Genomic DNA, 25,024 nt, shown 5'->3' on the forward strand with positions numbered 1-25,024 from the left:
TTAGAAGGGGTTCGATATTTAATCCTTTGAACCTTTTCAAATCCTTGATATGATAGAGAAACGAGCATACTCTATTGATAAGGAACAACTCGACTTTAGGGGGGAGAGCGAATTATGGATATTGAACGCGTGAATGAAACGACGATTAAGTTTTTTATTACGTATAATGATATTGAGGCTCGAGGCTTTGATCGAGATGAGATCTGGTACAATCGTGAGCGTGGAGAAGAGCTCTTCTTTGAAATGATGAACGAAGCAAGTGATCGCGATGAATTTGAACTAGATGGTCCGTTATGGATCCAGGTTCATGCTTTAGATAAAGGGCTAGAAATCGTTGTAACACGAGGTCAAGTGACTGATGGAAATGTGAAGCTTGAAATTCCTGTTTCACAAGACAAGGATTCAGATGAGCAAACCGTTCTTGATTTACTCGCAGAGGAAGAGCAGCAGGAGGATGGACTAGAGCAATTAGAGATTGTCATTGGGTTCCTTGATTTTGAAGATGTGATTGCTTTAAGCCACGGTGTGATCGTTGAAGATTTAAACACCGAGCTTCATTATTTTGAGGGGACTTATTACGTGTATGTACTCTTTAATGATGAACGTTACAACGAAGATCAACAGGATGATATTTTAAGTCAAATGCTAGAGTATGGTTATGAATCTGACGTCTCTATTTACCGTATTAAAGAATACGGCAAAGAGATTGCAGCACCAGATGCTTTATTAACGATGCGTACATCATTTGACAAGTAAGGTTCACATGTCCCAAAGGTTTGCTAAGACCTTTTGGGGCTTTTTTTAAAGAATCAAAATATATAAATACATCTTGTATTAAAAGGGAAATATGGAAAAAATAAAAGTCTAATCAATGTGGATGTAGGACGGTTCAGAGAAAGGCATCGGCGTCAATCGTTGCATGCTTTTCTAGAAAGAAGGTCAATTTCAGAAAAGTTCAACCATTTATAATGGCTCAGCACGACGCAATTAATTTTAGGAGAGTATGATGAAAACTCGATTAAATGTATTTATTTTTTTTATCATTATTATATCAGCTTTATATATAACTAGGTCGTACTGGGAAGGCTGGATTGTTGGTGTTATTAGTGTTGCTTTTACATTATCTGTTGTTTTCATTGCAGTGGTGATCTTCTTTGAAAATCGTCATCCGACAAAGACGCTGACGTGGCTCCTCGTCTTAGCAGCCTTCCCGATTTTTGGTTTCTTCTTCTATTTAATATTTGGTCAAAATCATCGCAAGAATCGAACATTCTTTAAAAAGGCTGTAAAAGATGAGGAAGTATTTCAAACGATTGAGGGAGAACGGACATTAAATGAAGAACAGATGAACAAAATGGGGGAGCACCAGCAGCTTTTGTTTCAATTAGCTCACAAACTTGGAAAAAACCCAGTTTCATTTGCGAGTGAAACAAAGGTACTGACTGATGGTAAGGAAACCTTTACTCATATTTTGCAATCGTTAAAGCTTGCGGAGCATCATATTCATTTAGAATATTATATCGTTAGACACGATAAAATTGGTCAAGAGATTAAAGAAATTCTAATTGAAAAGGCAAAGGAAGGAGTAGAGGTTCGTTTTCTTTATGATGCCGTTGGAAGTTGGGCACTTTCACGTGTCTATATTGAAGAATTGCGTGCTGGTGGTGTTGAAGTTGAGGCATTTTCACCAGTTCGACTTCCTGTATTAAACCATAAGATTAATTATCGTAATCACCGAAAAATTATTGTCATTGATGGGGTAATTGGTTTTGTTGGTGGTTTAAATATAGGTGATGAATATTTAGGGAGACACTCATATTTTGGCTTGTGGAGAGATACACACCTTTATGTCAAAGGGGAATCAGTTAGAACGTTGCAGCTTATTTTCCTTCAAGATTGGTATTATGTCACGAATCAAGCGATTGTGAATCCTACTTATTTACCTCCTATTTCACCTTATCAAAAAGGTGATGGTGGTGTGCAAATGATCGCAAGTGGACCAGATTCGAGATGGGAGATTAATAAAAAACTCTTTTTCTCAATGATTACGTCAGCGAAGAAGTCCATTTGGATCGCAAGTCCTTATTTTATACCAGATGATGATATTTTAAGTGCGGTTAAAATTGCTGCTTTAAGTGGAATTGATGTTAGAATTCTCGTTCCAAACCGTCCAGATAAGCGAATCGTTTTTCATGCTTCACGCTCATATTTTCCTGAGTTACTTGAAGCTGGAGTTGATATTTATGAGTACAAACGAGGCTTTTTACATAGTAAGGTTCTCATCGTTGATCATGAAATTGCCTCGATTGGTACGTCTAACATGGATATGAGAAGTTTCCATTTAAATTTTGAAGTGAATGCCTTTTTATACCGAACAAAAAGTGTGAATAAGTTAGTGAGCGATTTTATTTATGATTTTGAGCATTCTACAAGGTTAGATCAACAATCATTTAAGCAACGTTCCATTTTTTATAAAATAATTGAATCTACATCTAGATTGCTATCGCCGTTGTTGTAGTGATAAGACTTAATAAATGAGAAGGAGAATTTAAACAAACTATACAGGAATGCAATTAAACTGCTCCTAAAATATATTTCGCTTTCCGAGGGAAGCAGGTAAGCTTCCCCAACTTTCTTTAAATTTGAAAATAGGGAATGATTTTTGTGAAAAAAGAAGGAGAAGAAAGAAGACACGTCGAAATAGTTTCTATATACTAGAATGGAGGTGGGAAATGTTTACTGCTTCATTATCAAATGGAACGATCATCTCGCTTGTCGATGATTGGCCACTACAAGAATTGAAAGACCTTCGTAAAAAAGATCAGTTTTATTGCCCCGTTTGTGAAAAACCTGTCGTCCTAAAGATAGGACGAAAAAACCACTCTCATTTTGCCCATCACTCTAAGCAAGGCTGTTCCTATTTACCAGAACATGAAACAAACTATCATTTAACAGGGAAAAGAGATTTGTATGATTGGTTAAAAAATCAAAATGTTCCGGTTAAAATGGAATATTATCTCCCTATCATTAAGCAACGGCCAGATTTAGTATTTCGCCTACAAAACAAGCTGTATGCGTTAGAGTATCAATGCTCAACGATTCCGCTTGACCTTATTGAGAAGCGAACAGAAGGGTACTTACAGCAAGGGATTATACCAGTCTGGATACTTGGGGGAAACCGATTGAAAAGGAGGGGACAGCATCAATTTACGTTACAAGCATATGAGTGGTTTGCTTCTATCGAGCAACAGACATCCGAGCGAATGATTGTATATTATTGTCCTGAAACAAAAGCGATTAGTCATTTGCACCATATTACTCCATACTCTACAACGAAAGTATTAGCTTCCTATAATGAGGTACCTCTAATTGATACTAAAATTGAAACGGTACTATACCCTCCTTTAAAACCATCCCAATTGTTACAACAATGGTTAACGATTAAGAAGCATTGGCGCTACCAAATTCCGCACCCTTATCCTCACCTAATCGAACGGTATTTCCGTCAACTCGTCTATAAGCATCGTTTATCCCCAAGTCTATTTCCAATTGAAGCTGGATGGCCAACATCATATTGTGAACTCCTTGAAACACCGACCTACATTTGGCAAACTTTCCTCCTACTAGAATGCTTTCAATATCAACCATTAAACCAACCCTTTAACAAGAACATCGTCGTCCAATGTATGCAAGGGCTTATTCGAAATCGACTTTTTTCACAACGCAACCTTTTAGATACTAAATCGTGGACTTTAAGCATAGATGGTTATCTAGATTGGTTAGTTAAGGTTCGTTATTTACAAAGGCTTGATACTACAAATGATCAGTATATACGCTTACGCGAAGCCATTCATCCTAAAAACTCATCACAAGCCATTCAATTAGATCATAAGTGTATGTTTCGCGTTATCGAAAAAAATCCATTATACTTGAATTCTAAAATGAAAGAGGAATTAAACTAAGAAAGTCGAATAGGATGAAGGGAATCTAAATGGAGGTGCTGTGAAATGAGTCAAGCCGTTAAGAAGCGTGAAGAGATCCCGGTTGAACAAACGTGGGACTTAGAAGCAATTTATTCATCAAGTGAAGAATGGGAAGCATCCTTTCAATCAATTAAGTCAAAACTTCCAGAGTTGCAAAAAGGAAAAGGGACTTTGGGAAATTCACCGACTTCATTATTAGCTGTTCTTCAGAAGAGTAATGAGATAACCGAAGAGCTCGGAAAATTATATACGTATGCTCATATGCGTTATGATCAGGATACGACAAACTCAACTTACCAAGGGTTAAATGATCGAGCGATGGCCTTAGCTGCAGAGGTGTCACAAACGTCTTCTTATATCGTTCCTGAGTTATTATCTCTTGAGGAAGAAACCATTCATGCATTTTTAAAGCAAGAAGAAGGCTTACAATTATATAAGCAAATGTTTGCTGAATTGAACGAAGAGAGAGAGCATGTTTTATCTGAATCGGAGGAATCCATTTTAGCACAAGCTAGTGAGGCGATTAATAGCTCAAGCCAAACATTTGGCATGCTCAATAACGCTGATATGAAATTTCCGGAAATTACAGATGACAATGGAAATAAGGTAGAGGTCACTCATGGTCGTTATTTAACGTTTTTAGAAAGCCATAATCGTCGTGTGCGTGAAGAAGCTTTTAAGGCGGTTTATGATACGTATGGTAAATTTAAGAATACGTTTGCTTCGACATTATCTGGTCAAGTGAAAAGGAATCGCTTCTATGCAAAGGTTCGTAAGTATGATTCCGCTCGTCAAGCGGCACTAAGTAAAAATCATATTCCAGAAGTGGTTTATGACCAGTTAGTAGAGTCCGTTAATAAAAGGTTAGATTTACTGCATCGCTATGTACGACTTCGGAAAAAGGTGTTAGGTGTCGAGGAGCTACATATGTACGATTTATATACGCCACTCGTTTCGGATGTTGAGATGAAAATTTCATATGAAGAAGCAAAAGAGCTCGTTGCTAAAGGGGTTGAGCCACTTGGTGAAGAGTATGTAGCGATTTTAAAGGAAGGCTTTGAAAAGCGTTGGGTTGATGTAGAAGAAAATGTAGGTAAGCGAAGTGGAGCCTATTCATCTGGTGCATATGGAACGATGCCATACATTTTAATGAATTGGCAGGATAACGTGAATAATTTGTTCACTCTTGCTCATGAATTTGGTCATAGTATGCATAGCTACTACACTCGAGAAAATCAACCATATGTATACGGGGATTATACAATCTTTGTCGCAGAAGTGGCATCAACTGTCAATGAGGCTTTGTTGAATGATTATTTAGTAAAAGAGACGGATGATCGAAAGAAAAAGTTATATTTATTAAATCATTTTCTTGAAGGCTTTAGAGGAACCGTTTTCCGTCAGACGATGTTCGCTGAATTTGAGCAGCTTATTCATGAAAAGTCTGCTCAAGGAGAAGCACTAACACCTGAGCTTTTGTCTGATTTGTACTATAGATTAAATAAGAAATATTTCGGTGAAGAGCTTACCATCGACAAAGAAATTGCTCTTGAATGGGCGCGTATTCCACACTTTTATTATAATTTCTATGTGTATCAGTACGCAACAGGCTATAGTGCAGCAGCAGCGTTGTCAAAGCAAATTTTAGAGGAAGGCGAACCAGCTGTTAAGAGGTATATTGAATTTTTGAAGGCGGGTAGCTCCGATTATCCGATAGAAGTTTTGAAGAATGCAGGAGTAGATATGACTTCTTCTCAGCCCATCGATCAAGCACTTGATGTGTTTGAGGAAACTTTAACGGAAATGGAGCAGTTATTATCAGAAGTTTAGATTTGTTACGTGATGTAATAAGACAGCGATCATTAGGATTGCTGTCTTATTTATAAAGTCAGAAGTTATGGCCAAACGGAAGCTAGTCGCTAATGCACTAAAAGAAGCGTTAAAAGCCTTTAAAGCGCTTTTGGCTAGATAATGGTGAAAGAGTTAACACAATAGATATAAAAAGAAGTGGGGCTGAAATCCATATCGGAAATACCTTCATTATCGAAAGTAATAAGAAATAGAAACTGATTATAATAAATGGAATTCCTATAAGTAATTTTAAACGAATCAACGCAAGTCATCCTCCTCATAAGAGTCCTCATAAATACGATATGCTAAATAGTGTAAGATAGAAGTCAAGAAGAGTTATGAATGAGTATTCATTTAAGCTAAAAGGGCACTGAAAAAGCTAAAAACGAGAAGCCACTGAAAAAGTCCTTTCTAGTTACTCAAAGGAGAGTAATGGCTCCGCTCGTTGCACGCCTTGCTATGAAAAACTCAATCATAGCAAGGTTTTCAAAATCGGGCAACGGCTACGCACATTACTTAAAGGCCACTGAAAAAGTGAAAATCGCACTTTTTCAGTGGCCTTTAAAACGAAACTTTTTCAGTGCCCTTCCAAAAGCAGGCGATGATTATGTCATGTATGAAAAAATGAATTAGTTTAACGTTCGCCAAAACATTCCATATTTAACGGGGACCGATTCTACTTTTTGCTGAAGCATTAATGTCTTGAGTTTCTTTTCAGCTTCTTGCTCAGTAAGGTTAAAGACAACCGCGACTTCAATGGTCGAAACAAATCCATATAGTTGTAAAAATTCCTCCAACGAAATCATCGAGTTAGCCTCTGGTTTAAAGCCAAGTAAATCTTCAAGAATACCTTCATATACATGATATGGATATTTACCTGTGATTTTAATCCCATCTTCTTCATTATCTACATTAAAAAAGACGAAGGTCGGCACAAAGTCTACACCCATTTCATGAGTTGTGTGAATGTCATTTTGTAGAGCGTCTAATGCATTCTTAGATGTAAGGTCCTGTTTAAATTCAATTAAGTCCAATTTAGCTTGCTCTGCACATTTTAGAAGAACTTGTTGATTTGTAATATCCTGCTTCTCGAGAAAGAGAGCTTCTCTCATTTTTCTTAAGAAACGTTTTCCTGCATGAGGACCTTGAAGCTCAGCGGCTTTAATGGCAACTGAGGCTAAATAAGGAGAATTAAGATCATGTTCAAGCCAAAAGTCTCCATCACAGGACATACCAGATTTTGATGCAATATCCTCCCAAATTCTGGCGATTTCTTGTTTGGTTTTTGTCAATCCTTTTTCGGTTTTTGTGCAAGCATTCCAAGCTTCAAGCCGTCCGGCTACGAGGATTCTAATTCGAAAATAGCGACTATATTGAATCTGTAGTTTCTTTAAAATAGGTTCGAATGCCCAGCAGTCTGCACATAACGGATCAATAAATGTATAAATTTCTATTGGTTTATGTTGTTTAACGTGATGCTTCTCAGTAGGATCTAGACCACATATTCCCAGTAGCTGATCACAAGTTGTTGTTGTATCTTTACGGTTCAATGGTCATTCTCCTTTCTTAAGGGTGGTTCACCATGTGATGAGCGGTCATCGTTAGCCTCTCTAGTATATATTCACGAATATCTCCGGAAAGATTAACTTCATCCATCGCTTGTTTCATACAGGATAGCCAATTTTCTGCTTGTTGCGGCGTGATAACAAATGGCATGTGACGAGCTCTTAACATAGGATGACCATGTTCTTCTGTATATAACATGGGTCCACCGAGAAACTGTGTAAGAAATTGTTTTTGTTTACGAGCTGTTTCCGATAAATCAGCTGGAAACAACGGTGCTAGCTCTTCATGTTTTGAGACATGGGAATAAAAGACATCCACAAGCTCGTGTAATTTTTGTTCTCCTATATAATCATACGGAGTTTGTGTCATATACATTCTCCTTCTAATTGAGCTAGAGATAAGTATATATGTAAAGTGGACTAAGTTCCAATAATATGTTTGGTCAATAAGCTTTTACACTGATGAAAGAAGTTTGTTTTGTTCTTATTTTAGCAAGCTTAACTCAGTTCATCAAATGAGATGATTGAATGAATAGATTATGGATACTCCTCAAAAAAACAGGAGACTGTTTAAATTAAACAATCTCCTGTTTTTATTGCATTATTAGAATTTAATTTGTGGAGAAGAAGCCTAATCAATTAAGGAAAGACCGCTACCGCAGTTTTTCTTATAATCTTGCATATGTGTTAAACACACGTGGTACATAGCTTTGGGTTTCTTTGAAAGGTGGGATTCCACCATATTTGTCAACATTACCAGGCCCAGCATTATAAGCGGCTAGAGCTAGTTGAACATTTCCATTGTAACGATCGAGCATTTGTCTTAAATATTTCGCCCCGCCTTCGACGTTTTCGGTAGGATCAAACATATTTTGTACTCCAAGCATCTTTGCAGTTGCTGGCATAAGTTGCATGAGTCCCGATGCACCAACATGACTGACTGCGTTAGGGTTGAAGTTCGATTCATGCTTAATGACAGCATGAATGAGATTCGGATCTAGTTGATACTTTTCAGCAGCTTGATCAATGATTGCATGAATATCGCCCTCAGCTTGTTTTGTACTTGTATTCGAAATTTGCTCAACAACAGAAGGTGACTGTATGTCTCGTATATTTCTTGTTACGTTTAGCGAAGGATCGAGAAATAAGCCTGCTGGTTGATTGGGCAATGTAGTTGAATCCAATTGTAATCGTTCCATTTGTTCTTGTAAAAAGGTCGAAAAGAATGATTGCATAATATTAGGTTTCGAATAAGCTGTAGAGTGTGACGTAGACGTCGGTTGTAATGGTAAGAATGAAGCTATATTCATAATACACCTCTATTTATGTATAAGTCTTTTTCTAATCATATCAAATAAATGTAAAATCGACAATGTGATTATGAACGTTCTATTATTTCCTTCTGTTTGAAAAATCTCCTTACTTTGTTTTCTGTTGGCACTTGATCAATGCCACATTGATTAAGTAAATCTGTTAAGGTTGCTATTGCATGTTCTTCACTATTTCCTTCAAATTCAATTTCGTAATCAATCTGATCAAAGTAGCTGCTTTTATCTAAACAGAGTAAGCCATTATTAAACGGCCATTCGATACGTTCTGTAGTTAGGGTACCGACATACTTAAGTTCGTCAAGTGGAATATGTAAAGAAAGAAGCTGTGTTTCTACCTCCCCTTTTGGTACGCGATGATGATTTTTTAGCTCGTTCCATTCCTGCTCGGTCAATCTTTGATGTGTTTCTAGTTTTCCTATTTTATGAGGTTGTTTTAACGTAAATGTGTAGCTGTTTTCTTTTTCTCGAACACGTAAACCAGCCCCTTTGTTTTTAAGAGAAAAGGAAGGGGTTTCTATATAATGATTGTGTTGACAGATTGCCTGTTCTTCTTCTAAATTTAAATATTGGATCAATTCGTAATAAGCGGAGTAGGTAATTACTGATTTTACTTCAATTTCGATTTCTTGACTCATTTGGACACATCCTAACTCTATATAATGAAAGTGAAACATACATGTATTATCTCATAATTAAAATGAGAGCATCAAATAGACAATTCATACCGAATAAAATCTGATTATGGTACACTACTTATGTAAAGAGTTTAACGTAAATGATGAACGTGTGTGGAGGGTACATAATGAAGAAAATATATGTTACGAAGCTTGAGGTTGCAGAGACAACTGTAGCGACAATAGATGAACCATTAGACGTAAGTGTAGCACAGGAATTAAAGCCTGGCGAGAGAATGCTTGTTGACTCAGATCAACTGGAGCTTATTTATATACTAGAAAATGAGGAAGGCTTCTTTTATGTCTCATTTTCTGAGCCTATATGGGAATCATTAAAGCTCATGAAAGAGCAATCAAAACGTTGTATCGTTCAGTTGAATGATCAAGTTGAGTTAGAGCTTAATAACCTCTTTGAAGAATTAGATTATTTGTTATCTAATATTGATGGAAACGGAAATTATGGCGAGGAATTAGAAGATGCTGTTAAACAAGTCTTTTATTAGTAGAGCCTAACGTGTAATTAAAATCTTTTCTAATCATCTAGAAGAGGTAAATGGATGGTGATAGGATGAGTAATTGGACGATCTTCTTAACTCCATATAAGCAGGCTGTTGAGGAGTTGAAAGTTAAATTAAGAGGAATTCGCCAACAATATCAACAAACATCAAAGCATACGCCGATTGAATTCGTTACTGGACGTGTGAAGCCAGTGATGAGTATTATAGATAAAGCAGAAAGAAAAAGTATTCCACTGGATCGTCTTGAAGAAGAGATGCAAGATTTAGCTGGTTTAAGAATTGTGACTCAATTTGTAGAGGACATTGACAAAGTATTATCTTTAATCAGAAATCGAAAGGATTTTGAAATCGTTGAAGAAAGAGATTACATAAATCACAAAAAGCCTAGTGGATATCGCTCTTATCATTTAGTTATACGCTATCCGGTTCAAACGATTGATGGTGAGAAGAAGGTCCTTGTAGAATTACAAATACGCACGCTAGCAATGAATTTTTGGGCGACGATAGAACATTCACTTAATTATAAATACAGTGGTGAAATTCCTCATGATATTAAGATGAGACTAAAGCGAGCGGCTGAAGCTGCTTTCCAACTCGATGAGGAAGTGTCTATTATTCGAGATGAAGTGAGAGACGCTCAAGAAATTATTACGGCAAAACAAGAGCAAAGCGGAAAAATGTAGCCAATTGGGAGGATGAAAGATGAATTTTGCTGTAACCTCAAGAGGAGACGACTTGTCAAATGACTTGCAAAAGCGAATAAAAGAACAATTGATGAAGCATGGTCTTGTGTATAATCAACATGAGCCAGAGTTAGTCATTACGGTTGGTGGTGACGGAACGTTATTACAAGCTTTTCATGATTATGCGAAGCGCCTTGAGGAAACAGCCTTTGTTGGAATACACACAGGGCATTTAGGCTTTTATGCAGACTGGGTACCTTCTGAGGTTGAACAATTAATCAATGATATTGTTCATAAGCCCTTTCAAGTCGTTGAGTACCCTTTATTAGAAGTCGTTATCCATCATAATCAAGACGAAGGTGAGCGTCATTTAGCATTAAATGAGTCAACCATTAAAGGGTTAGGTGGTTCCATCGTTAGTAACGTTGAGATTAAAGGGGATACTTTTGAAGTGTTTCGAGGAGATGGTCTTTGTATTTCGACACCATCTGGTAGCACGGCTTATAATAAAGCACTTGGTGGAGCGATTTTACATCCGTCATTAGCATCGATTCAAATTTCTGAAATGGCCTCTATTAATAATCGTGTCTATCGAACCATAGGCTCGCCACTCGTGTTGCCAAAGCACCATGTTTGTTTATTGAGGCCATTGAATGAAGTGGAAGTGCAAGTGACAATTGATCACTATACGTTAGAGTATCGGCACATTTATTCGTTGCAGTGTCGAGTTGCAGATGAAAGAATTCGTTTTGCTCGTTATCGATCATTTCCATTTTGGAAGAGAGTAAAGGAGTCGTTTATCCGTGAGTAACTTTGTAGCAACTTTTGAATGGGTGGTAGCAAATGACCGTCATAAGCTGTTACGAACTTTTTTAAGAGAAGATTGCCAGCTCTCGAAAAGAGGACTAGCTCATATTAAATTTAATGGCGGTATAATTAAGGTGAATGGGCATGAAGCAACGGTCCGTTCACCTTTGCAATGTGGCGATGTCGTGACAGTTGGCTTACCATTAGAAAAGCGAAGTGAATCACTTGATGTTGAACATATCCCTATTTCAATCGTATATGAGGATGATCATTTTATTGTAGTCGATAAAGTAGCGGGGATGCCAACAATCCCGTCAAGAGAGCATCCTAATCGAACGTTAGCAAACGCGATATTAGGTTACTATGAACGGATTGGACTACCAACTACGTTTCATGCGGTCAACCGATTGGATCGAGATACATCAGGACTTCTTATTATTGCTAAGCATCGTTTTGCCCATGATCGCATGTCCGATTTACAGAACAAAGGAAAAGTGAAACGGTATTATCAAGCACTTGTTCATGATCGTGTTCACCCGCCCAATGGAACGGTAGATGAGCCAATTGGCCGTGCGGGTGACAGTATTATTACTAGGATGGTTACCGAAAATGGAAAAAAGGCTGTTACTCACTATCATACTGTAGCACAGAAACGAAATTACTCACTGCTATCCATACAATTAGAAACAGGAAGAACTCATCAAATTCGTGTGCATTTTGCTTATTTAGGGCATCCGCTTTTAGGTGACGATTTATATGGAGGAAAGCAGGACTTTATTTCTCGTCAGGCTCTTCATTGTAGTAAAATTGAATTTACACATCCTTTTATAAAGGATACAGTGACGGTCACTTCGGAATTGCCAAAAGATATGAAGCAGCTTTTGTAATGAAATAGAACGATCTACTCACATCTTAAAAGATTAATGAGTAAATGGCTCTTCTTAGTCGGTGATTTCAATCGTTTCAATTACATAATCAGCAATGAGCTCATCGTCTGCATTGTATAGTTCGACCGTGACGGCATTTTCTAGTTCTTCTGCGGAAATAGAATCGACCTCAATAATATCAGAGGAGATGGCATAGCTTTTTCCTCCATCAATCTGAAACCATTCAGGCTCACCGTCATGGTTGGCGAACAGAAGAGATGGCTGATCATCTAATTTTTCTTGTAAAGATTGAGAAAATGAAAATACGGTATATAACTCAGGGCTAGGTAGCTGTCCAGTGTTTTCATAACGTACATACATACTGAATCGCGTTTCCTCCTCATTCAAAAAAATCTTCGTCTCGTCATGATCAATGATAAGTGATAGCTGTGGACCACATGCACTCAGTAGTAAAGTAAGAATGATGGCGAGAGGAAAAAGATGTTGTTTCATCAAAACACTCCTTTGTTCGTTAGGGTTCAAATGATCGAAATTTTTCTTGCTGGTATGGTTGCTGTGATGGGACTTGGACAACATTTAATTCAGGGTATTGTAACGCAGAGAGAGCTCCGCCAAACACACACCCAGTATCAATATTAACTGTGTGATTCACAAAACGTACATGTTTTGTAGGAGTATGACCATAGACAATCCATTCATTTCCAATATGGTGCTGTGCCCAATCTCGACGTATCGGAGTTCCATCAGCATTCGTTTCACCGGTAATATCCCCGTATAGAACAAACGTTTTAACACGTTTATTGAATAAGCCTATGTCTTTTGAACGGATACCTGCATGAGCAATAATGAGTCTACGTTCATCTAGTATATGATAAAGTGGAGATTGATCAACTAATTGAGTAAATTGTTGCTTAATTTGTTGAAATTCTTGTTTAGTTAAAGAGTTTAGCTCTGCAACGGTCGTTTCAAGGCCATGTTTAATTTGGACATTACGTCCAATAAAATAACGATAAAGCTTGTCGCAATGATTTCCAGGCACGTAAAAAGCCCGGTTTTGTTTGACAAGATGAGCAACTAAGCGAATGACATCAAGAGAATTAGGACCACGATCAGTTAGATCACCAACAAATACCAGCTTTCTAGTGGATTCGTGATGTACATAGTCTAATTGATCTTGTTTATAGCCTAGTTTTTGAAGCAAGCTAATTAACTCATTATAACACCCATGTATATCACCGATTATATCAAGTTTCATACTAGCCTCCATTTCAATCGTTTTGTTCATTATCATAGCGTATTTACTACTATTGGGGCAAATGCTCAAGTGTTTGTATGCAAACTTAAGCATTTTAACATTTAACGATATTTTTAGCAGGATTAGTGGGATTTTCATCATGAGTCATAGGTTGAATAATAAGGTAGTAAAAAGGAGGGTTAATTGAAGTATGCTAGAGCCTGTAACAAACCCAGTGTTAATCTTTGCAATTGCAATGGTTATTTTCCTAATTGCCCCTCTCATAATGAGGAAGCTTCGTATTCCCGGTATTATTGGCCTTATTTTTGCTGGAGTAATCGTCGGTCCAAATGGAGTAGGGCTACTAGACCGTGATCCGACTATTATTTTATTAGGAACAGTTGGTTTATTGTATATTATTTTTATTGCTGGATTAGAAATTGATTTAGAAGGATTTAAAAAATATCGAAAGCGAAGTTTAACGTTTGGCTTTCTATCATTTCATTTACCTTTTTTAATTGGTGTGTTAGCGACGTTTTATTTTGGATACCCGTTAGCAGCCGCAATTTTGCTCGGCTCATTACTAGGCTCACATACGTTATTAGCGTATCCTATTGCTAGTAGACTAGGTGTGGCGAAAAATAAGTCTGTTACTACGGCTGTTGGTGGAAGTATTATGACAGATACTCTTGCCTTATTAGTGTTGGCTGTTGTAGCTGGTTCGACACAAGGGGCGTTAACGTTCGACTTTTGGCTCATGCTGTTCCTTTCTATGGCTATTTATGTTGCGGCAGTCTTTCTTATTGTTCCGATTGTGGCTAAATTTTTCTTTCGTTCATTTAGTAGTGAAGGTGTTTTGGAATTTGTATTTGTAATGACTGTCCTATTCGTTTCAGCATATTTTGCTACTGTAGCTGGTCTAGAGCCAATTATTGGTGCATTCCTAGCAGGTCTTGCATTAAATCGATTTATTTTTGAGCAAAGTCCACTAATGAATCGAATTAAATTCATAGGGAATGCCATTTTTATTCCTTTTTTCTTGTTATCTGTTGGCATGCTAATGGATTTACGAATTTTATTCCTTGAGCCTAGTGCTTGGATTACAGCAACTCTTGTTGTTATTCTCGTTGTAATAGGTAAATTTGGAGCCGCTTGGCTAACAGGAAAAATATATCACTACTCAAAGGAAGAAATGTGGTTAACGTTTGGGTTAACGATTCCACAAGCTGCAGCGACTCTTGCAGCGACTCTGGTCGGTTTTGATCTTGGATTATTCGATCAAGCAACGGTCAATGCGGTAATTGTCATGATATTAGTTACGTGTATGATTGGTCCTTATTTAGTAGAAAAGTATGCCCGTAAGCTCGCATTGAAAGAATCGCAAATGCCTTATGAGCCGACCAATGCACCACAGCGAGTTATGGTGCCGATTGCGAATCCGCAAACATTGGAATCGTTAATGGACTTGGCGTTTATGGTAAGAGGCTCTTCATCAGAATCCTTATACACGCTATCTGTTGCTAGAAGCAGTGAAGAAGGATCTTCAGCACAAGTTGTTGAAGCAGAGAAGCTGTTAGGTCATGCTGTCCAATATGCGGCTGGTGCTGAGGTGCCGATTCATATGCTTACGCGTGTTGATCCGAATATTACAACAGGGGTTGTTAGGGCGATAGAGGAGACGAGAATAACGAATGTCGTTATTGGCTGGAATGGAAAGCTATCAACACCACAGAAAATCTTTGGAGGCGTACTAGATCAATTACTTGAGCGGACTTCTCAAATGATTCTTGTCTCGAAGTTGGGACATCCACTTAATACAACGAAGCGAATTGTGATATTGATTCCTTCTGGCTTTGATCATAAAGTTGGGTTTTATGATCCGATTAAGGTTGTGAAACGGATGGCTAATCAGATTGGGGCGACGATTGCTGTTTTTGTTATTAAAGATCAAACCTTATCTTATCAGGAAGGGTTTCAAAAGGTGAAACCTGATGCACAAGTGACGTTAACGAAGCTAGAAACGTGGAATGAATGGAATCAGGAATATTTACCTCATTTAAAAAAGGATGATATTGTCATTGTGTTTAGTGCGAGAAGAGGCACAATCGCGTGGCATCCGCAGCTGGAGCGATTACCACGAGTATTAGCAAATGCTACACCGAAAAGCTTTATTATGATGTATCCGGTAGAAGAGGGTAAGGTTGATTCACGAGGAACTCGAGGATTAGATGTACCTAAGACGTTTCTTTCGGAGAAGTCATATGATTGATAGAAAAACGCATGATAAGGAGAGAACTGAAAAAGTGGCTGTAGACTTTTTCAGTGTCTTTCATTTGAATAGAGTAATTATATATTCTATCAAAAGGAATGAAGAAAAACGCTCCCTCTCGAGATAGGGGCCTCCGGTGGTCGCTGGTTCTAACTGGCTAACGCTCCACCGTTGGTTTTTTTAAAACATAATTAGAATGGACAATTATAAGCGCTTTCTTAGTATTTTCGAATAGTTTTTTTATGGTGTTTTTACTATTTCAGTTAAATGATTTGCAATTTTTTCCGTTTTCTGCTATGATAAGAATAATTATTTTTGTTCGGTGTGAAGGATAGTATGAATATCGACTTTTCGTCTTGATGATACTTTGGGCAAGGATAGTAATATAATGTGTGGTAACGCACTAGGAGGAAACAAAAATGGAAACAGGTACAGTAAAATGGTTTAACGCAGAAAAAGGTTTTGGCTTTATCGAACGTGAAGATGGAGACGATGTATTCGTACACTTCTCTGCTATCCAAAGTGAAGGCTTTAAATCATTAGACGAAGGTCAAAAAGTTACGTTTGACGTTGAGCAAGGAGCTCGTGGAGCTCAAGCAGCAAACGTTCAAAAAGCTGCTTAATACTTAAATCGTTTAAACATACAGGCTCTTTATATAGAAGTCTGTCAGACCGTAGACAAAACGCCTTTGAGAGAGAATTCTCAAAGGCGTTTTTACGTTATTCCCCTTATTTTCTGTTGTAGAGTAGGATTCTATTTTAATATCTGTTATAATAATTAGTACTAGGTATTAAGAACAACTAATAATGGAGGTATGAGATGATTCAATTATCATTAGAAGATCGTACATATGTAGTCATGGGTGTGGCAAATAAGCGAAGTATTGCCTGGGGGATTGCTCAATCTTTGGCAGAAGCAGGTGCTAGACTTATTTTTACATATGCTGGTGAAAGGCTAGAGAAGAATGTTCGTAGTTTAGCAGAAACGTTAGATCGTTCAGATCATCTTATTTTACCTTGTGATGTAACAGATGATGGTGAAATTGAAAAGACGTTCTCACAAATCAAAGATGAGGTTGGGACGATTCACGGAATCGCTCATTGTATTGCATTTGCCAATAAAGATGAGCTAGAAGGTGAGTATTTAAATACAACTCGCGAAGGGTTTTTGCTAGCGCAAAATATTAGTGCTTATTCTCTAACGGCTGTTGTCAAAGCAGCTCGTCCACTTTTTTCTGAAGGAGGAAGCATTTTAACGTTAACGTATTTAGGTGGAGAAAAAGTCGTAAAGAATTATAATGTAATGGGTGTTGCAAAAGCATCTCTTGATGCGAGCGTGAAATATTTAGCGAATGATTTAGGTAAAGATAATATTCGTGTAAATGCTATTTCAGCTGGACCAATCCGTACGTTAGCAGCAAAAGGAATTGGTGGCTTCAATGATGTCTTAAAGGAAATTGAAGAACGTGCGCCTCTTCGTCGAACGACAACACAGGAAGAGGTTGGCGATACAGGGTTATTCTTAATGAGTGATTGGTCTCGTGGTATCACTGGTGAAATCATTCATGTAGATAGTGGCTACAATATTGTATCTTTATAAATTATATTTAGAATGAAGAAGGCGTTTGCTTGAGAAGAAGATTCTCCGGCAAACGCCTTCTTTTGAAAGGTAAGGTACTTCTATTGAATCAATGACGATCCTGATAGGAGTAAATGCCAGGAAATACTATCTACGCCAAACTTTTTTGGCTGTCCATTGATTGAAAGGCTGAGCAGTGAAGGTATAGTGTTCGAATTGGTGAATAGGCGTTCGTTTGTAATAAGTGAAAACAGAATGTCCCATAGGAACTGAGTTTACCTCTGTTTCCTCAAGTAGATGGTCCTTCTCTTTTAAATAAATATTGATCCGTCTTAATGTATGTCGATCTCTACGTTCTACATTCGTCCGTTCATATGCTTCAATAGCCTCTTGTAGTTGCTGAAATGCATCCTTTAAGAACGTTTGTTGATCCTCCATAAAAAACACCTCGCATTCATATAAGATCTTGTTCATGTATATGTCCTACTCGTTCGTTCAAGAAGTAAAAGCTTGATAAGCATTTTGAAAAAGATACATATAATACGTTGGAACACCGTATAGTGTAATAACCATGTATGGGAAAGGAGTTCTAACATGAGGAAACGTGCATTCCCTTTATTGTACATTTATCAAAAGAAAGAAGCAAAAATTGAGCCGAAGCAGCAAGAATTTGTTTATAAGAAGCATGATGAAAAGAACAGTCACGAAGATATTCAAAAAGGAGAGCCTGTTTTTAACGGACTTGAAGATGATCCGCACTATGAAGTCGATTTAAGTAGTGTATTGGAACAGTCTGAATCATTAGCAAGTATGCTTAAGAAGCAAAGCGAGGAGAGAAAGCCAGTTGAACTTAAAGTAGCTGATGCTGTATACGTCGGTACAGTGTCCCTTGAAGGAGATCTGGTCTTCTGTCAAGTTGATCCGAAATCAAATGAACGAGTATCCTTTTCCTTAAAGGAAATTGATTCAGCTACCGTAAAGGAATGATTAAGAATTAAGAATTTAAATGATGAAATAGCTTACAAACCACTGAAAAGACCATTCTTTTCAGTGGTTTTGATCATTTATACGTATTTCAATGGTCATAAGGGAGGTTTAGAATGGTACTTCATTTCCCCATTCATCATAAAATTGTGAAAGAAATTGTTGCATATACTGATGTCGTTCTTCAGCTCTACGTCTTCCTTCATTCGTATTCATAAGTTCTTTGAGCTTTAACAGTTTTTCATAGAAATGTCCAATGGCACTCGATGGAGATTGACGGTATTCTTCAACGGTCATGGATTCGCGGTAATGTGCTTCTGGATCGTGCATTAAGTGCCCTTTGTTGCCAGCATACATAAATGTTCGAGCGATTCCAATCGCACCAATGGCATCTAAACGGTCGGCATCTTGTACAATTTGTGCCTCTAATGAAGTGACGGGATCGTTATTACCACCTTTGAACGAAATGGTTGTTATAATGGAATAGATCGTTTCCTGCTCTATCTTCGGTACACCTTGATCCACTAACCAATTCGTAACTTCCTTTATACCTTCCTCTTCACTTTCAACGACTTTATCATCGATTAGATCATGTAGGAGTGCTGCTAATATTATGATAAATTGATTACCACCTTCAACTTGAGCGATTTCTACGGCTTGCGTTGTCACACGTTGAATATGGTGCCAATCATGACCAGAGGATTCATTATCTAATTTAGATTGAACCCATTGTTTTGTTTGTTGAATAATTATGTCTTGATTCATGTACTCGTTCCTCCTCTATGAGTGAGCTTTCTAGTGGATAATTGATTCATTTCTCGAACAAATCGAGAACGCTGGACTTGTTTTCCTCTGCGCTTTGAAGGGATTGAAATCGATAACGTATCAATGGCTCTCGTAATCGCTACATACATTAACCTTCGTTCCTCTTCCAATGGTTGCTTATCACCATCACGCAGTGCTTCTAATGCGTAGTCATGTGGAATACCACCTTCAACAGCTTCGATAAGATACACATGTTTAAATTCCAATCCTTTAGAGCGGTGAATTGTTAGCAATTGAACAGCATTAGTAGCTGAGCGTTGCAAACGAAACTCTTCAAATTTAGCGGTCATATGATCAATATATTGTAAGAAGCCTTCTATTGATTCATGCAGCTTAGCAACTTCCTTTAAATCTTTGATATCATCAGAACCACGGTCCATTTTGTTACCTTCATTTCCTTGTTTCTTCACATAATCGGCTAATCCCATTTCTCGTTCAATAAATACGATTGCCTCGTATGGCTGGAGTCGGCGTAATTCGTCAAATTTAGCAGGGAGTGCGCGTAGCTTACGCTGCTGGAAAGGTTGAATCCCATTCACTTTAGCTAATGCATCTATGAATGAGCAATCCTCCGTAATGCTAAGCGACTTGACTTCTTGAGTTACTTCCTGTTTTAAGAATAGGGCACCAACTAAATCAGTAAGAGCTTTTGTGTCATTTTCGTCAAATGCTAAGCGCAAGTATGCGAGCACTTTTCTGACCGTTCGTCGTTTATAAAAAGATTCACCATCCATCTCAAGTTGAAATGGAATACTCGATTGAATAAATCGTTCTATTAAGGCTCTAGCAGCTGTATTTGTTCGAAATAAAATAGCAAAATCATTTGGTTGATGCCCCTTTTGTACCTTTTGTTTGATATCTTGGACGATCATTGTCGCTTCTTCTTCTTGGTTGAAAGGGTAGAACATGAGTGGAAGCTGCTCAGAATGCTGTTGAGCGATTAATTGCTTCTGAAACCTTGTCCGATTCGATGTAATGATGTTATGCGCAGTCGAAACAATTTCATGGCTTGAACGATAATTTTGATTTAATAGTACCTTTTTCAAATGTGGATAAGCTTGGTCAAAATGTAACATGAAGGAAGGGTCGCTTCCTCTGAATGCATAAATCGATTGGTCATCATCTCCTACGATACATAGGTTATTCGACTTGGTTAACATAGTGATAAGCTCGTACTGAATCTTATTCGTATCTTGAAATTCGTCTACAGATACATATGTAAAGCGTCGTTGGTAACGGCTTAAAATATCTGGGTGCTTTTTGAAAAGGTCATATGCACCTAGTAGCATATCATCAAAATCAAATGATTGATTTTCTTTTTTAATGGCTTCGTATCGTTTATAGAGATAGAGTATTTTTTCTTCCCAAGAATTTGTCGTTTTCACTAACTCTGGGGTAAGCATATGATTTTTCCACAAACTAATTTGAGTGAGTGCTTGATCATAGGCAAAGTCTTTTTCATCAATGTCTATTTCGCGACCTGCGGACTTGAGAATGGCTTGTCTTTGCCAGTCCATATTCAATAGCAAAGAAGATGCCCACCGTTTCGGTTCATGATGTAAAAGAATTTTATAGAAAATCCGATGAAATGTCCCGATCATCAGCTGGTTAAGCAAAGATTGATTCATTTTCGGGTATGTAGCCATTCTTTCCTTCATTTCTTTAGCAGCTTTTGCTGTAAAGGTAACCATAATAAGCTTTTTTGGTGAATAATGAAGCTCAGTTAACATATAAGCTGCTCGAGCTGTTAACACACGAGTCTTTCCACTTCCAGCTCCAGCTAAAATCATAACAGGTCCTTCCGTTGTTGTAACAGCTTCCCATTGCGATTCATCAAAATGAATACCTCTTTGATATAATTCTTTCCGATATCCAGAAAGGTTTCCATTTGTCGTATGTTGTATGGCTTGAAAAGGAGGGATTGCTTCGACATATTCAGGTTTTTTCCAAACGTGTGAAGGCCGATTCTTATGCTGATGACTAATCGTTCGACTTTTTGGTAATTGAAATCCATTCGCTACTTGAGTAGTGTCATGCTCAGGTTGTTGTAGCCTTTTTTCCATTTCGTTGGCTGCTTCCAAACATTGATCTGTTAGTTGCGAATGCTTGAATGTAGGTGGTTCAAGTATACTTAGTTGTAATTGAACCGGCATGTGGCAATGAATACAAGTGACTTTATTGTTTAAGCTAGCGAGGTATAAGGCTTGCCACAGCTCTCGCTCATATGTAGATAAGGAAATAGTTTTCCCTTGATAAAATGCGACGTTCATGCAAATAAACTCCTCTCAAACCATCTTTCTCTATCGTAGCAAAAATGAGCGGAGCATACACAGATAATGTTTATTTAATTTTTGAAAAGAAGTCATAAGATGAGAAATCGTGTTGGTGTTTGTGAATTGTGTGAGCGAAAAGAGGTAGAATTAGCGATTCATCATTTAGTGCCACGTGAAGAAGGTGGTGCTCATTCGCCGATCGTATTCTTATGTATCCCATGTCATCTGCAAATTCATGCATTATTTACGAATCAATAATTAGCCATTCGTTTGGCTATAATAGAGAGTTTAAAGGATGATGCTATTAAAAGATATTTAAAATATATATAAAAGCCTGCAGCCATGTTAATTAGGGCAAAAAAATCAAAGGTTCGTAAGAGGAAATGAAAAACGAGCCAAAAATATAATGGCTCGTTGTAGGAGGCGACTGGGCTAGTTGGATTCGAACCAACGAGTCACGAAGTCAAAGTCCGTTGCCTTACCGCTTGGCTATAGCCCATCGACTTGACTATTACTAGTATGTAACGACTGGACAAATTTATTCAAAATAAAGAAGGATTTTTTAATAAATTGTCGAAATAGGTGAGGAAGTGTAGAAAGGAAGTGAGTGAAAATATGGAAGATATTGAACCATTTTGTATTTCACTAATTAACCAAGCAATTGGGAAGCAAGCGTCAGATATTCATTTCTTAATGAATGATAGCCATTGTTCGATCTTTTATCGAAGTGGTGGCCAGCTTAAGAAGTGGAGAGAATTGCCGTTACGTATAGGAGAGCGGCTAGTTAGTCATTTGAAATATCGTTCAGGGATGGACATAGGGGAACAACGAAAGCCTCAAAGTATGTCTATAACCCATAAGCGAAAGTCTTCTACGTACTCTCTTCGTTTATCAACCTTACCGAATAAGCAGTCAGAGGGTTTAATTATTCGTATTCTACCACATCGCATGACTCATTCAATTGAAACACTTTCCTTATTTCCTCAAGCATCTTCTCAATTACATCCATTACGTACATTCCAAAGTGGCTTATGTTTATTTGCTGGATCAACAGGATCAGGAAAGACAACAACGTTATACGCGATTCTTGAACATATTCGTCATAGTGGAAATAAGTCAATCATTACAATTGAAGACCCTATTGAAATACCTTTAAATGATATCGTTCAAGTCGAAGTCAATGAAAAGGCGGGACTAACGTTTGATTCGATTTTAAGAGCGGCACTACGTCATGATCCAGACGTTATTTTAGTAGGGGAAATTAGAGATGAAGAAACGGCTGCTTTAGCTGTTCGTGCATCATTAACAGGGCATTTAGTATTAGCGACTGTACATGCCAATGATGTGCAAACAACGTTTTTACGGCTTCTAAATCTAGGGGTGAAAGAGAGTGATTTGATAGACTGTTGCAAAATGATTATGGTGCAGCAATTGGTAAAGTTACGATGTCCGATATGTTTTCACGAAGCTGAAGAGGATGAAAGGTGTAGTTGTCAGAAGCCATTACGAAAAGCGTTAGTTGAAGTAATAGTAGGAGAGGAGTTAAAGTTGTTGGCAAAGGGGCAATTTATGAGAAGAAGTTCTTTTAAAGATCAAGCGAGAAAAGCTTGGGTGTTAGGTTATATAAGTGAACTGGAATTACGGAGTTTCTTAACATGATAAGAAGGAAAATGATTGTTAATGAAGAAATGATCGACCACTTTGACCGGATTGGTTCGTTGCTGGAAGCAGGGTATCCACTTGATATATCTTTGTCGTTTGTGACACAATATGCGTCAAGTGAATGGATTGAGAAAATGCATGAGGTTATGTATTCATTGCAAGAGGGGTATGCTGTCCATCAAAGCTTTGATGTAGAAGGTATTCCTAGAAGTATCATTCTTTTTCTTTATTTTTATGAAAGGCAAGGCGATTTACCTAAAGGATTTATTGAAGCGAGCCGCTATTTAAGACATCAATTAAAATGGAAAAATCAGCTGATCAAATTAGTCAGCTATCCGTTCTTTCTTTTACTATTTTCTGGATTGTTAATGAGCATGATGTATCTATTTGTGCTTCCTAATTTTACTGCGATGATTTCAACGACATCGTCACCCGCCTTTGTTTTCACATTTGTTGAACTTCTAAAGCAAGCTCCACTTGTTCTCCTTTTGTGTTGTGTATGTTTTATCCTCTTTTTCTTACTATATATGAATCGGTTAAAAAACTTATCTCCTCTTCATAAAATAAATCATTTCATAAAAATCCCATTAATAGGTCGAGTATTAAAGTTACTTATCACGTATTTTTTCTCACTACAATTAGGTCGAATGCTGACGGCGGGAATGACGATTCAACAGGCGTTACAACAAATACAGGATCAGCCATACGTCGAATTGTTGAAATTAGAAAGTGAACGCTTAATGGTAGGGTTACGTTCTGGACAATCGTTATCAGAAGTTATTGAAGAATCACCTATCTATCAAAAAGAATTCAGTTCAGTCCTCGCAAATGGTTTCCGTACAGGTTATGTAGCGACAGATTTAATTTATTATAGTAGTATACTTTATGCTGAATTAGAACGAATGATTCAAAAAGGCTTGAATAGAATCCAACCAATTATGTTTATGTTAATCGGTTTTATCGTATTATTCCTTTTTTTAGCGACATTGTTGCCCGTCTATGAAATGCTAAATACAATGTGAAATCGTATATAACATAATCAACGAATATTCAGTTTCAGTTGCAATTTTCTGATTGGATGTGTTATATTATAAATCGTCGCTGAAAAGCGATGGTTATTTTTTTTTTGAGGGATTGACTTGGTTTATATTGTATGTTATTTTAATTAAGTCGCTGTTTTTTAATAGAAAAATGGATTTGTAGGAAATAGTAATAATTATTTAGGGGCCTTAGCTCAGCTGGGAGAGCGCCTGCTTTGCACGCAGGAGGTCAGCGGTTCGATCCCGCTAGGCTCCACCATTTTATTGCGGAGGAATACCCAAGTCCGGCTGAAGGGATCGGTCTTGAAAACCGACAGGCGGGTTAAACCGCGCGGGGGTTCGAATCCCTCTTCCTCCGCCATATGATTAAAACGACGCGGTGTGGAGCAACGAGCATAACCTTCGTCGCAAAAACAGCGAGTCACATCGACGCATGATTACGTCAAAGAAATACGAGAAGAGGAGATGTCCTCTTCAAAGAAAAAACATCATCCATATACTTTGAAACGACGCGGTGTGGAGCAACGAGCATAACCTTCGTCGCAAAAACAGCGAGTCACATCGACGCATGATCGCGTCAAAGGAATACGAGAAGAGGAGATGTCCTCTTCAAAGAAAAAACATCATCCATATACTTTGAAACGACGCGGTGTGGAGCAACGAGCATAACCTTCGTCGCAAAAACAGCGAGTCACATTGACGCATGATCGCGTCAAAGGAATACGAGAAGAGGAGATGTCCTCTTCAAAGAAAAAACATCATCCATATACTTTGAAACGACGCGGGGTGGAGCAGTCTGGTAGCTCGTCGGGCTCATAACCCGAAGGTCGATGGTTCAAATCCATCCCCCGCAATACCA

The 25,024-nt window shown here is 37.8% G+C and carries 23 protein-coding genes, 4 tRNA genes and 1 pseudogene; 18 read left to right on the top strand and 10 right to left on the bottom strand.

The window, feature by feature from the left end:
• Positions 1-114: 114 nt before the first annotated feature.
• The 4 genes from mecA to pepF all read left to right on the top strand — a co-directional run bounded on the left by mecA (position 115) and on the right by pepF (position 5,813).
• Positions 115-756: an adaptor protein MecA gene (gene mecA / locus ACERJO_RS10600; protein WP_247106108.1), complete on the top strand. Its 642-nt coding sequence runs from the start codon at positions 115-117 to the stop codon at positions 754-756.
• A gap of 250 nt (positions 757-1,006) precedes the next feature.
• A complete protein-coding gene (cls, locus tag ACERJO_RS10605; RefSeq protein WP_373647416.1) occupies positions 1,007-2,518 on the top strand; it encodes a cardiolipin synthase in 1,512 nt (503 codons plus the stop codon).
• Between the two features lie 214 nt (positions 2,519-2,732).
• Positions 2,733-3,962, top strand: a complete 1,230-nt coding sequence (locus ACERJO_RS10610; RefSeq protein ID WP_373647417.1) for a competence protein CoiA family protein — start codon at positions 2,733-2,735, stop codon at positions 3,960-3,962.
• A 45-nt stretch (positions 3,963-4,007) separates the two neighbouring features.
• Positions 4,008-5,813, top strand: coding sequence for an oligoendopeptidase F (gene pepF / locus ACERJO_RS10615; protein WP_373647418.1), 1,806 nt, complete (start codon positions 4,008-4,010; stop codon positions 5,811-5,813).
• A 650-nt stretch (positions 5,814-6,463) separates the two neighbouring features.
• Here pepF and ACERJO_RS10620 read toward each other — a convergent pair.
• From ACERJO_RS10620 to ACERJO_RS10635, 4 genes are all read right to left on the bottom strand, one after another.
• Complete coding sequence (locus ACERJO_RS10620) at positions 6,464-7,384, bottom strand: ClpXP adapter SpxH family protein (RefSeq protein WP_247106104.1); 921 nt, start codon at positions 7,382-7,384, stop codon at positions 6,464-6,466.
• A 16-nt stretch (positions 7,385-7,400) separates the two neighbouring features.
• Positions 7,401-7,775 (bottom strand): globin domain-containing protein, encoded by a 375-nt coding sequence (locus ACERJO_RS10625; protein WP_373647419.1) that lies wholly within the window; start codon positions 7,773-7,775, stop codon positions 7,401-7,403.
• Between the two features lie 292 nt (positions 7,776-8,067).
• Positions 8,068-8,709, bottom strand: coding sequence for a lytic transglycosylase domain-containing protein (locus tag ACERJO_RS10630; RefSeq protein WP_373647420.1), 642 nt, complete (start codon positions 8,707-8,709; stop codon positions 8,068-8,070).
• A gap of 68 nt (positions 8,710-8,777) precedes the next feature.
• Entirely contained in the window at positions 8,778-9,365 is a 588-nt protein-coding gene (locus ACERJO_RS10635) for a CYTH domain-containing protein (protein ID WP_247106102.1), read from the bottom strand.
• Positions 9,366-9,532: 167 nt separating this feature from the next.
• Here ACERJO_RS10635 and ACERJO_RS10640 point away from each other — a divergent pair, with 167 nt between their 5' ends.
• The 4 genes from ACERJO_RS10640 (at position 9,533) to ACERJO_RS10655 (ending at position 12,299) form a co-directional block, all read left to right on the top strand.
• Positions 9,533-9,907 (top strand): UPF0738 family protein, encoded by a 375-nt coding sequence (locus tag ACERJO_RS10640; protein WP_247106101.1) that lies wholly within the window; start codon positions 9,533-9,535, stop codon positions 9,905-9,907.
• 65 nt (positions 9,908-9,972) lie between these two features.
• The gene (gene yjbM / locus ACERJO_RS10645) at positions 9,973-10,605 is read left to right on the top strand and encodes a GTP diphosphokinase (RefSeq protein WP_247106100.1); all 633 of its coding nucleotides are present in this window, start codon (positions 9,973-9,975) and stop codon (positions 10,603-10,605) included.
• 19 nt (positions 10,606-10,624) lie between these two features.
• On the top strand, positions 10,625-11,416 hold the full coding sequence (locus ACERJO_RS10650; protein WP_247106099.1) for an NAD kinase: 792 nt from the start codon (positions 10,625-10,627) through the stop codon (positions 11,414-11,416).
• Positions 11,409-12,299: an RluA family pseudouridine synthase gene (locus tag ACERJO_RS10655; protein WP_247106098.1), complete on the top strand. Its 891-nt coding sequence runs from the start codon at positions 11,409-11,411 to the stop codon at positions 12,297-12,299. The genes ACERJO_RS10650 and ACERJO_RS10655 overlap by 8 nt, the downstream gene beginning before the upstream one ends.
• Positions 12,300-12,353: 54 nt before the next feature.
• On the opposite strand, the gene ACERJO_RS10660 is transcribed toward ACERJO_RS10655, so the two are convergent.
• Together ACERJO_RS10660 and prpE are read right to left on the bottom strand one after the other, a co-directional pair.
• Positions 12,354-12,791 (bottom strand): hypothetical protein, encoded by a 438-nt coding sequence (locus ACERJO_RS10660; protein ID WP_247106097.1) that lies wholly within the window; start codon positions 12,789-12,791, stop codon positions 12,354-12,356.
• A 19-nt stretch (positions 12,792-12,810) separates the two neighbouring features.
• The gene (gene prpE / locus ACERJO_RS10665; protein WP_247106096.1) at positions 12,811-13,554 is read right to left on the bottom strand and encodes a bis(5'-nucleosyl)-tetraphosphatase PrpE; all 744 of its coding nucleotides are present in this window, start codon (positions 13,552-13,554) and stop codon (positions 12,811-12,813) included.
• A gap of 190 nt (positions 13,555-13,744) precedes the next feature.
• Between prpE and ACERJO_RS10670 the strand changes: the two genes are divergently transcribed.
• The 3 genes from ACERJO_RS10670 (at position 13,745) to fabI (ending at position 17,402) form a co-directional block, all read left to right on the top strand.
• Positions 13,745-15,802 carry a cation:proton antiporter gene (locus tag ACERJO_RS10670; protein ID WP_373647421.1) on the top strand — a complete coding sequence of 686 codons (2,058 nt, stop codon included), beginning with the start codon at positions 13,745-13,747 and terminating at the stop codon, positions 15,800-15,802.
• A 419-nt stretch (positions 15,803-16,221) separates the two neighbouring features.
• Positions 16,222-16,425 (top strand): cold-shock protein, encoded by a 204-nt coding sequence (locus ACERJO_RS10675; RefSeq protein ID WP_373647422.1) that lies wholly within the window; start codon positions 16,222-16,224, stop codon positions 16,423-16,425.
• A gap of 200 nt (positions 16,426-16,625) precedes the next feature.
• On the top strand, positions 16,626-17,402 hold the full coding sequence (fabI, locus tag ACERJO_RS10680) for an enoyl-ACP reductase FabI (RefSeq protein ID WP_247106177.1): 777 nt from the start codon (positions 16,626-16,628) through the stop codon (positions 17,400-17,402).
• A 126-nt stretch (positions 17,403-17,528) separates the two neighbouring features.
• On the opposite strand, the gene ACERJO_RS10685 is transcribed toward fabI, so the two are convergent.
• Entirely contained in the window at positions 17,529-17,855 is a 327-nt protein-coding gene (locus tag ACERJO_RS10685; RefSeq protein ID WP_247106093.1) for a hypothetical protein, read from the bottom strand.
• Positions 17,856-17,975: 120 nt separating this feature from the next.
• Between ACERJO_RS10685 and ACERJO_RS10690 the strand changes: the two genes are divergently transcribed.
• A complete protein-coding gene (locus tag ACERJO_RS10690; protein ID WP_373647423.1) occupies positions 17,976-18,368 on the top strand; it encodes a hypothetical protein in 393 nt (130 codons plus the stop codon).
• A 108-nt stretch (positions 18,369-18,476) separates the two neighbouring features.
• On the opposite strand, the gene ACERJO_RS10695 is transcribed toward ACERJO_RS10690, so the two are convergent.
• Together ACERJO_RS10695 and ACERJO_RS10700 are read right to left on the bottom strand one after the other, a co-directional pair.
• On the bottom strand, positions 18,477-19,130 hold the full coding sequence (locus tag ACERJO_RS10695) for an HD domain-containing protein (RefSeq protein ID WP_373647424.1): 654 nt from the start codon (positions 19,128-19,130) through the stop codon (positions 18,477-18,479).
• Positions 19,127-21,460: an ATP-dependent helicase gene (locus ACERJO_RS10700; protein ID WP_373647425.1), complete on the bottom strand. Its 2,334-nt coding sequence runs from the start codon at positions 21,458-21,460 to the stop codon at positions 19,127-19,129. Before ACERJO_RS10700 ends, ACERJO_RS10695 begins: the two co-directional genes overlap by 4 nt.
• Positions 21,461-21,559: 99 nt before the next feature.
• On the opposite strand from ACERJO_RS10700, the pseudogene ACERJO_RS10705 reads away from it, so the two are divergent.
• A pseudogene (locus tag ACERJO_RS10705) lies at positions 21,560-21,793 on the top strand (HNH endonuclease).
• Between the two features lie 97 nt (positions 21,794-21,890).
• Here ACERJO_RS10705 and ACERJO_RS10710 read toward each other — a convergent pair.
• Positions 21,891-21,962, bottom strand: a tRNA-Gln gene (locus tag ACERJO_RS10710).
• Between the two features lie 104 nt (positions 21,963-22,066).
• Between ACERJO_RS10710 and comGA the strand changes: the two genes are divergently transcribed.
• The 5 genes from comGA (at position 22,067) to ACERJO_RS10735 (ending at position 25,019) form a co-directional block, all read left to right on the top strand.
• The gene (comGA, locus tag ACERJO_RS10715) at positions 22,067-23,122 is read left to right on the top strand and encodes a competence type IV pilus ATPase ComGA (protein WP_373647426.1); all 1,056 of its coding nucleotides are present in this window, start codon (positions 22,067-22,069) and stop codon (positions 23,120-23,122) included.
• On the top strand, positions 23,119-24,147 hold the full coding sequence (gene comGB / locus ACERJO_RS10720) for a competence type IV pilus assembly protein ComGB (protein WP_373647427.1): 1,029 nt from the start codon (positions 23,119-23,121) through the stop codon (positions 24,145-24,147). The genes comGA and comGB overlap by 4 nt, the downstream gene beginning before the upstream one ends.
• Positions 24,148-24,348: 201 nt before the next feature.
• Positions 24,349-24,424: transfer RNA gene (locus ACERJO_RS10725), tRNA-Ala, on the top strand.
• A gap of 9 nt (positions 24,425-24,433) precedes the next feature.
• Positions 24,434-24,526, top strand: a tRNA-Ser gene (locus ACERJO_RS10730).
• A 419-nt stretch (positions 24,527-24,945) separates the two neighbouring features.
• Positions 24,946-25,019 (top strand) — tRNA-Met (locus ACERJO_RS10735).
• Positions 25,020-25,024 lie beyond the last annotated feature (5 nt).

It is taken from the genome of Halalkalibacter sp. AB-rgal2, assembly GCF_041821005.1.
Lineage (GTDB): Bacteria > Bacillota > Bacilli > Bacillales > Bacillaceae_D > Halalkalibacter.

Bases quoted from the DNA above. Each gene is read 5' to 3' on its own strand.
- ACERJO_RS10625 (WP_373647419.1), bottom strand. From the start codon at position 7,775: ATGTATATGACACAAACTCCGTATGATTATATAGGAGAACAAAAATTA.
- ACERJO_RS10650 (WP_247106099.1), top strand. From the start codon at position 10,625: ATGAATTTTGCTGTAACCTCAAGAGGAGACGACTTGTCAAATGACTTG.
- ACERJO_RS10695 (WP_373647424.1), bottom strand. From the start codon at position 19,130: ATGAATCAAGACATAATTATTCAACAAACAAAACAATGGGTTCAATCT.
- yjbM (WP_247106100.1), top strand. From the start codon at position 9,973: ATGAGTAATTGGACGATCTTCTTAACTCCATATAAGCAGGCTGTTGAG.
- ACERJO_RS10700 (WP_373647425.1), bottom strand. From the start codon at position 21,460: ATGAACGTCGCATTTTATCAAGGGAAAACTATTTCCTTATCTACATAT.
- ACERJO_RS10685 (WP_247106093.1), bottom strand. From the start codon at position 17,855: ATGAACAAGATCTTATATGAATGCGAGGTGTTTTTTATGGAGGATCAA.
- ACERJO_RS10690 (WP_373647423.1), top strand. From the start codon at position 17,976: ATGAGGAAACGTGCATTCCCTTTATTGTACATTTATCAAAAGAAAGAA.
- ACERJO_RS10675 (WP_373647422.1), top strand. From the start codon at position 16,222: ATGGAAACAGGTACAGTAAAATGGTTTAACGCAGAAAAAGGTTTTGGC.
- ACERJO_RS10635 (WP_247106102.1), bottom strand. From the start codon at position 9,365: ATGAGTCAAGAAATCGAAATTGAAGTAAAATCAGTAATTACCTACTCC.
- ACERJO_RS10640 (WP_247106101.1), top strand. From the start codon at position 9,533: ATGAAGAAAATATATGTTACGAAGCTTGAGGTTGCAGAGACAACTGTA.
- ACERJO_RS10670 (WP_373647421.1), top strand. From the start codon at position 13,745: ATGCTAGAGCCTGTAACAAACCCAGTGTTAATCTTTGCAATTGCAATG.
- comGB (WP_373647427.1), top strand. From the start codon at position 23,119: ATGATAAGAAGGAAAATGATTGTTAATGAAGAAATGATCGACCACTTT.
- prpE (WP_247106096.1), bottom strand. From the start codon at position 13,554: ATGAAACTTGATATAATCGGTGATATACATGGGTGTTATAATGAGTTA.
- mecA (WP_247106108.1), top strand. From the start codon at position 115: ATGGATATTGAACGCGTGAATGAAACGACGATTAAGTTTTTTATTACG.
- ACERJO_RS10610 (WP_373647417.1), top strand. From the start codon at position 2,733: ATGTTTACTGCTTCATTATCAAATGGAACGATCATCTCGCTTGTCGAT.
- ACERJO_RS10630 (WP_373647420.1), bottom strand. From the start codon at position 8,709: ATGAATATAGCTTCATTCTTACCATTACAACCGACGTCTACGTCACAC.
- pepF (WP_373647418.1), top strand. From the start codon at position 4,008: ATGAGTCAAGCCGTTAAGAAGCGTGAAGAGATCCCGGTTGAACAAACG.
- cls (WP_373647416.1), top strand. From the start codon at position 1,007: ATGAAAACTCGATTAAATGTATTTATTTTTTTTATCATTATTATATCA.
- ACERJO_RS10660 (WP_247106097.1), bottom strand. From the start codon at position 12,791: ATGAAACAACATCTTTTTCCTCTCGCCATCATTCTTACTTTACTACTG.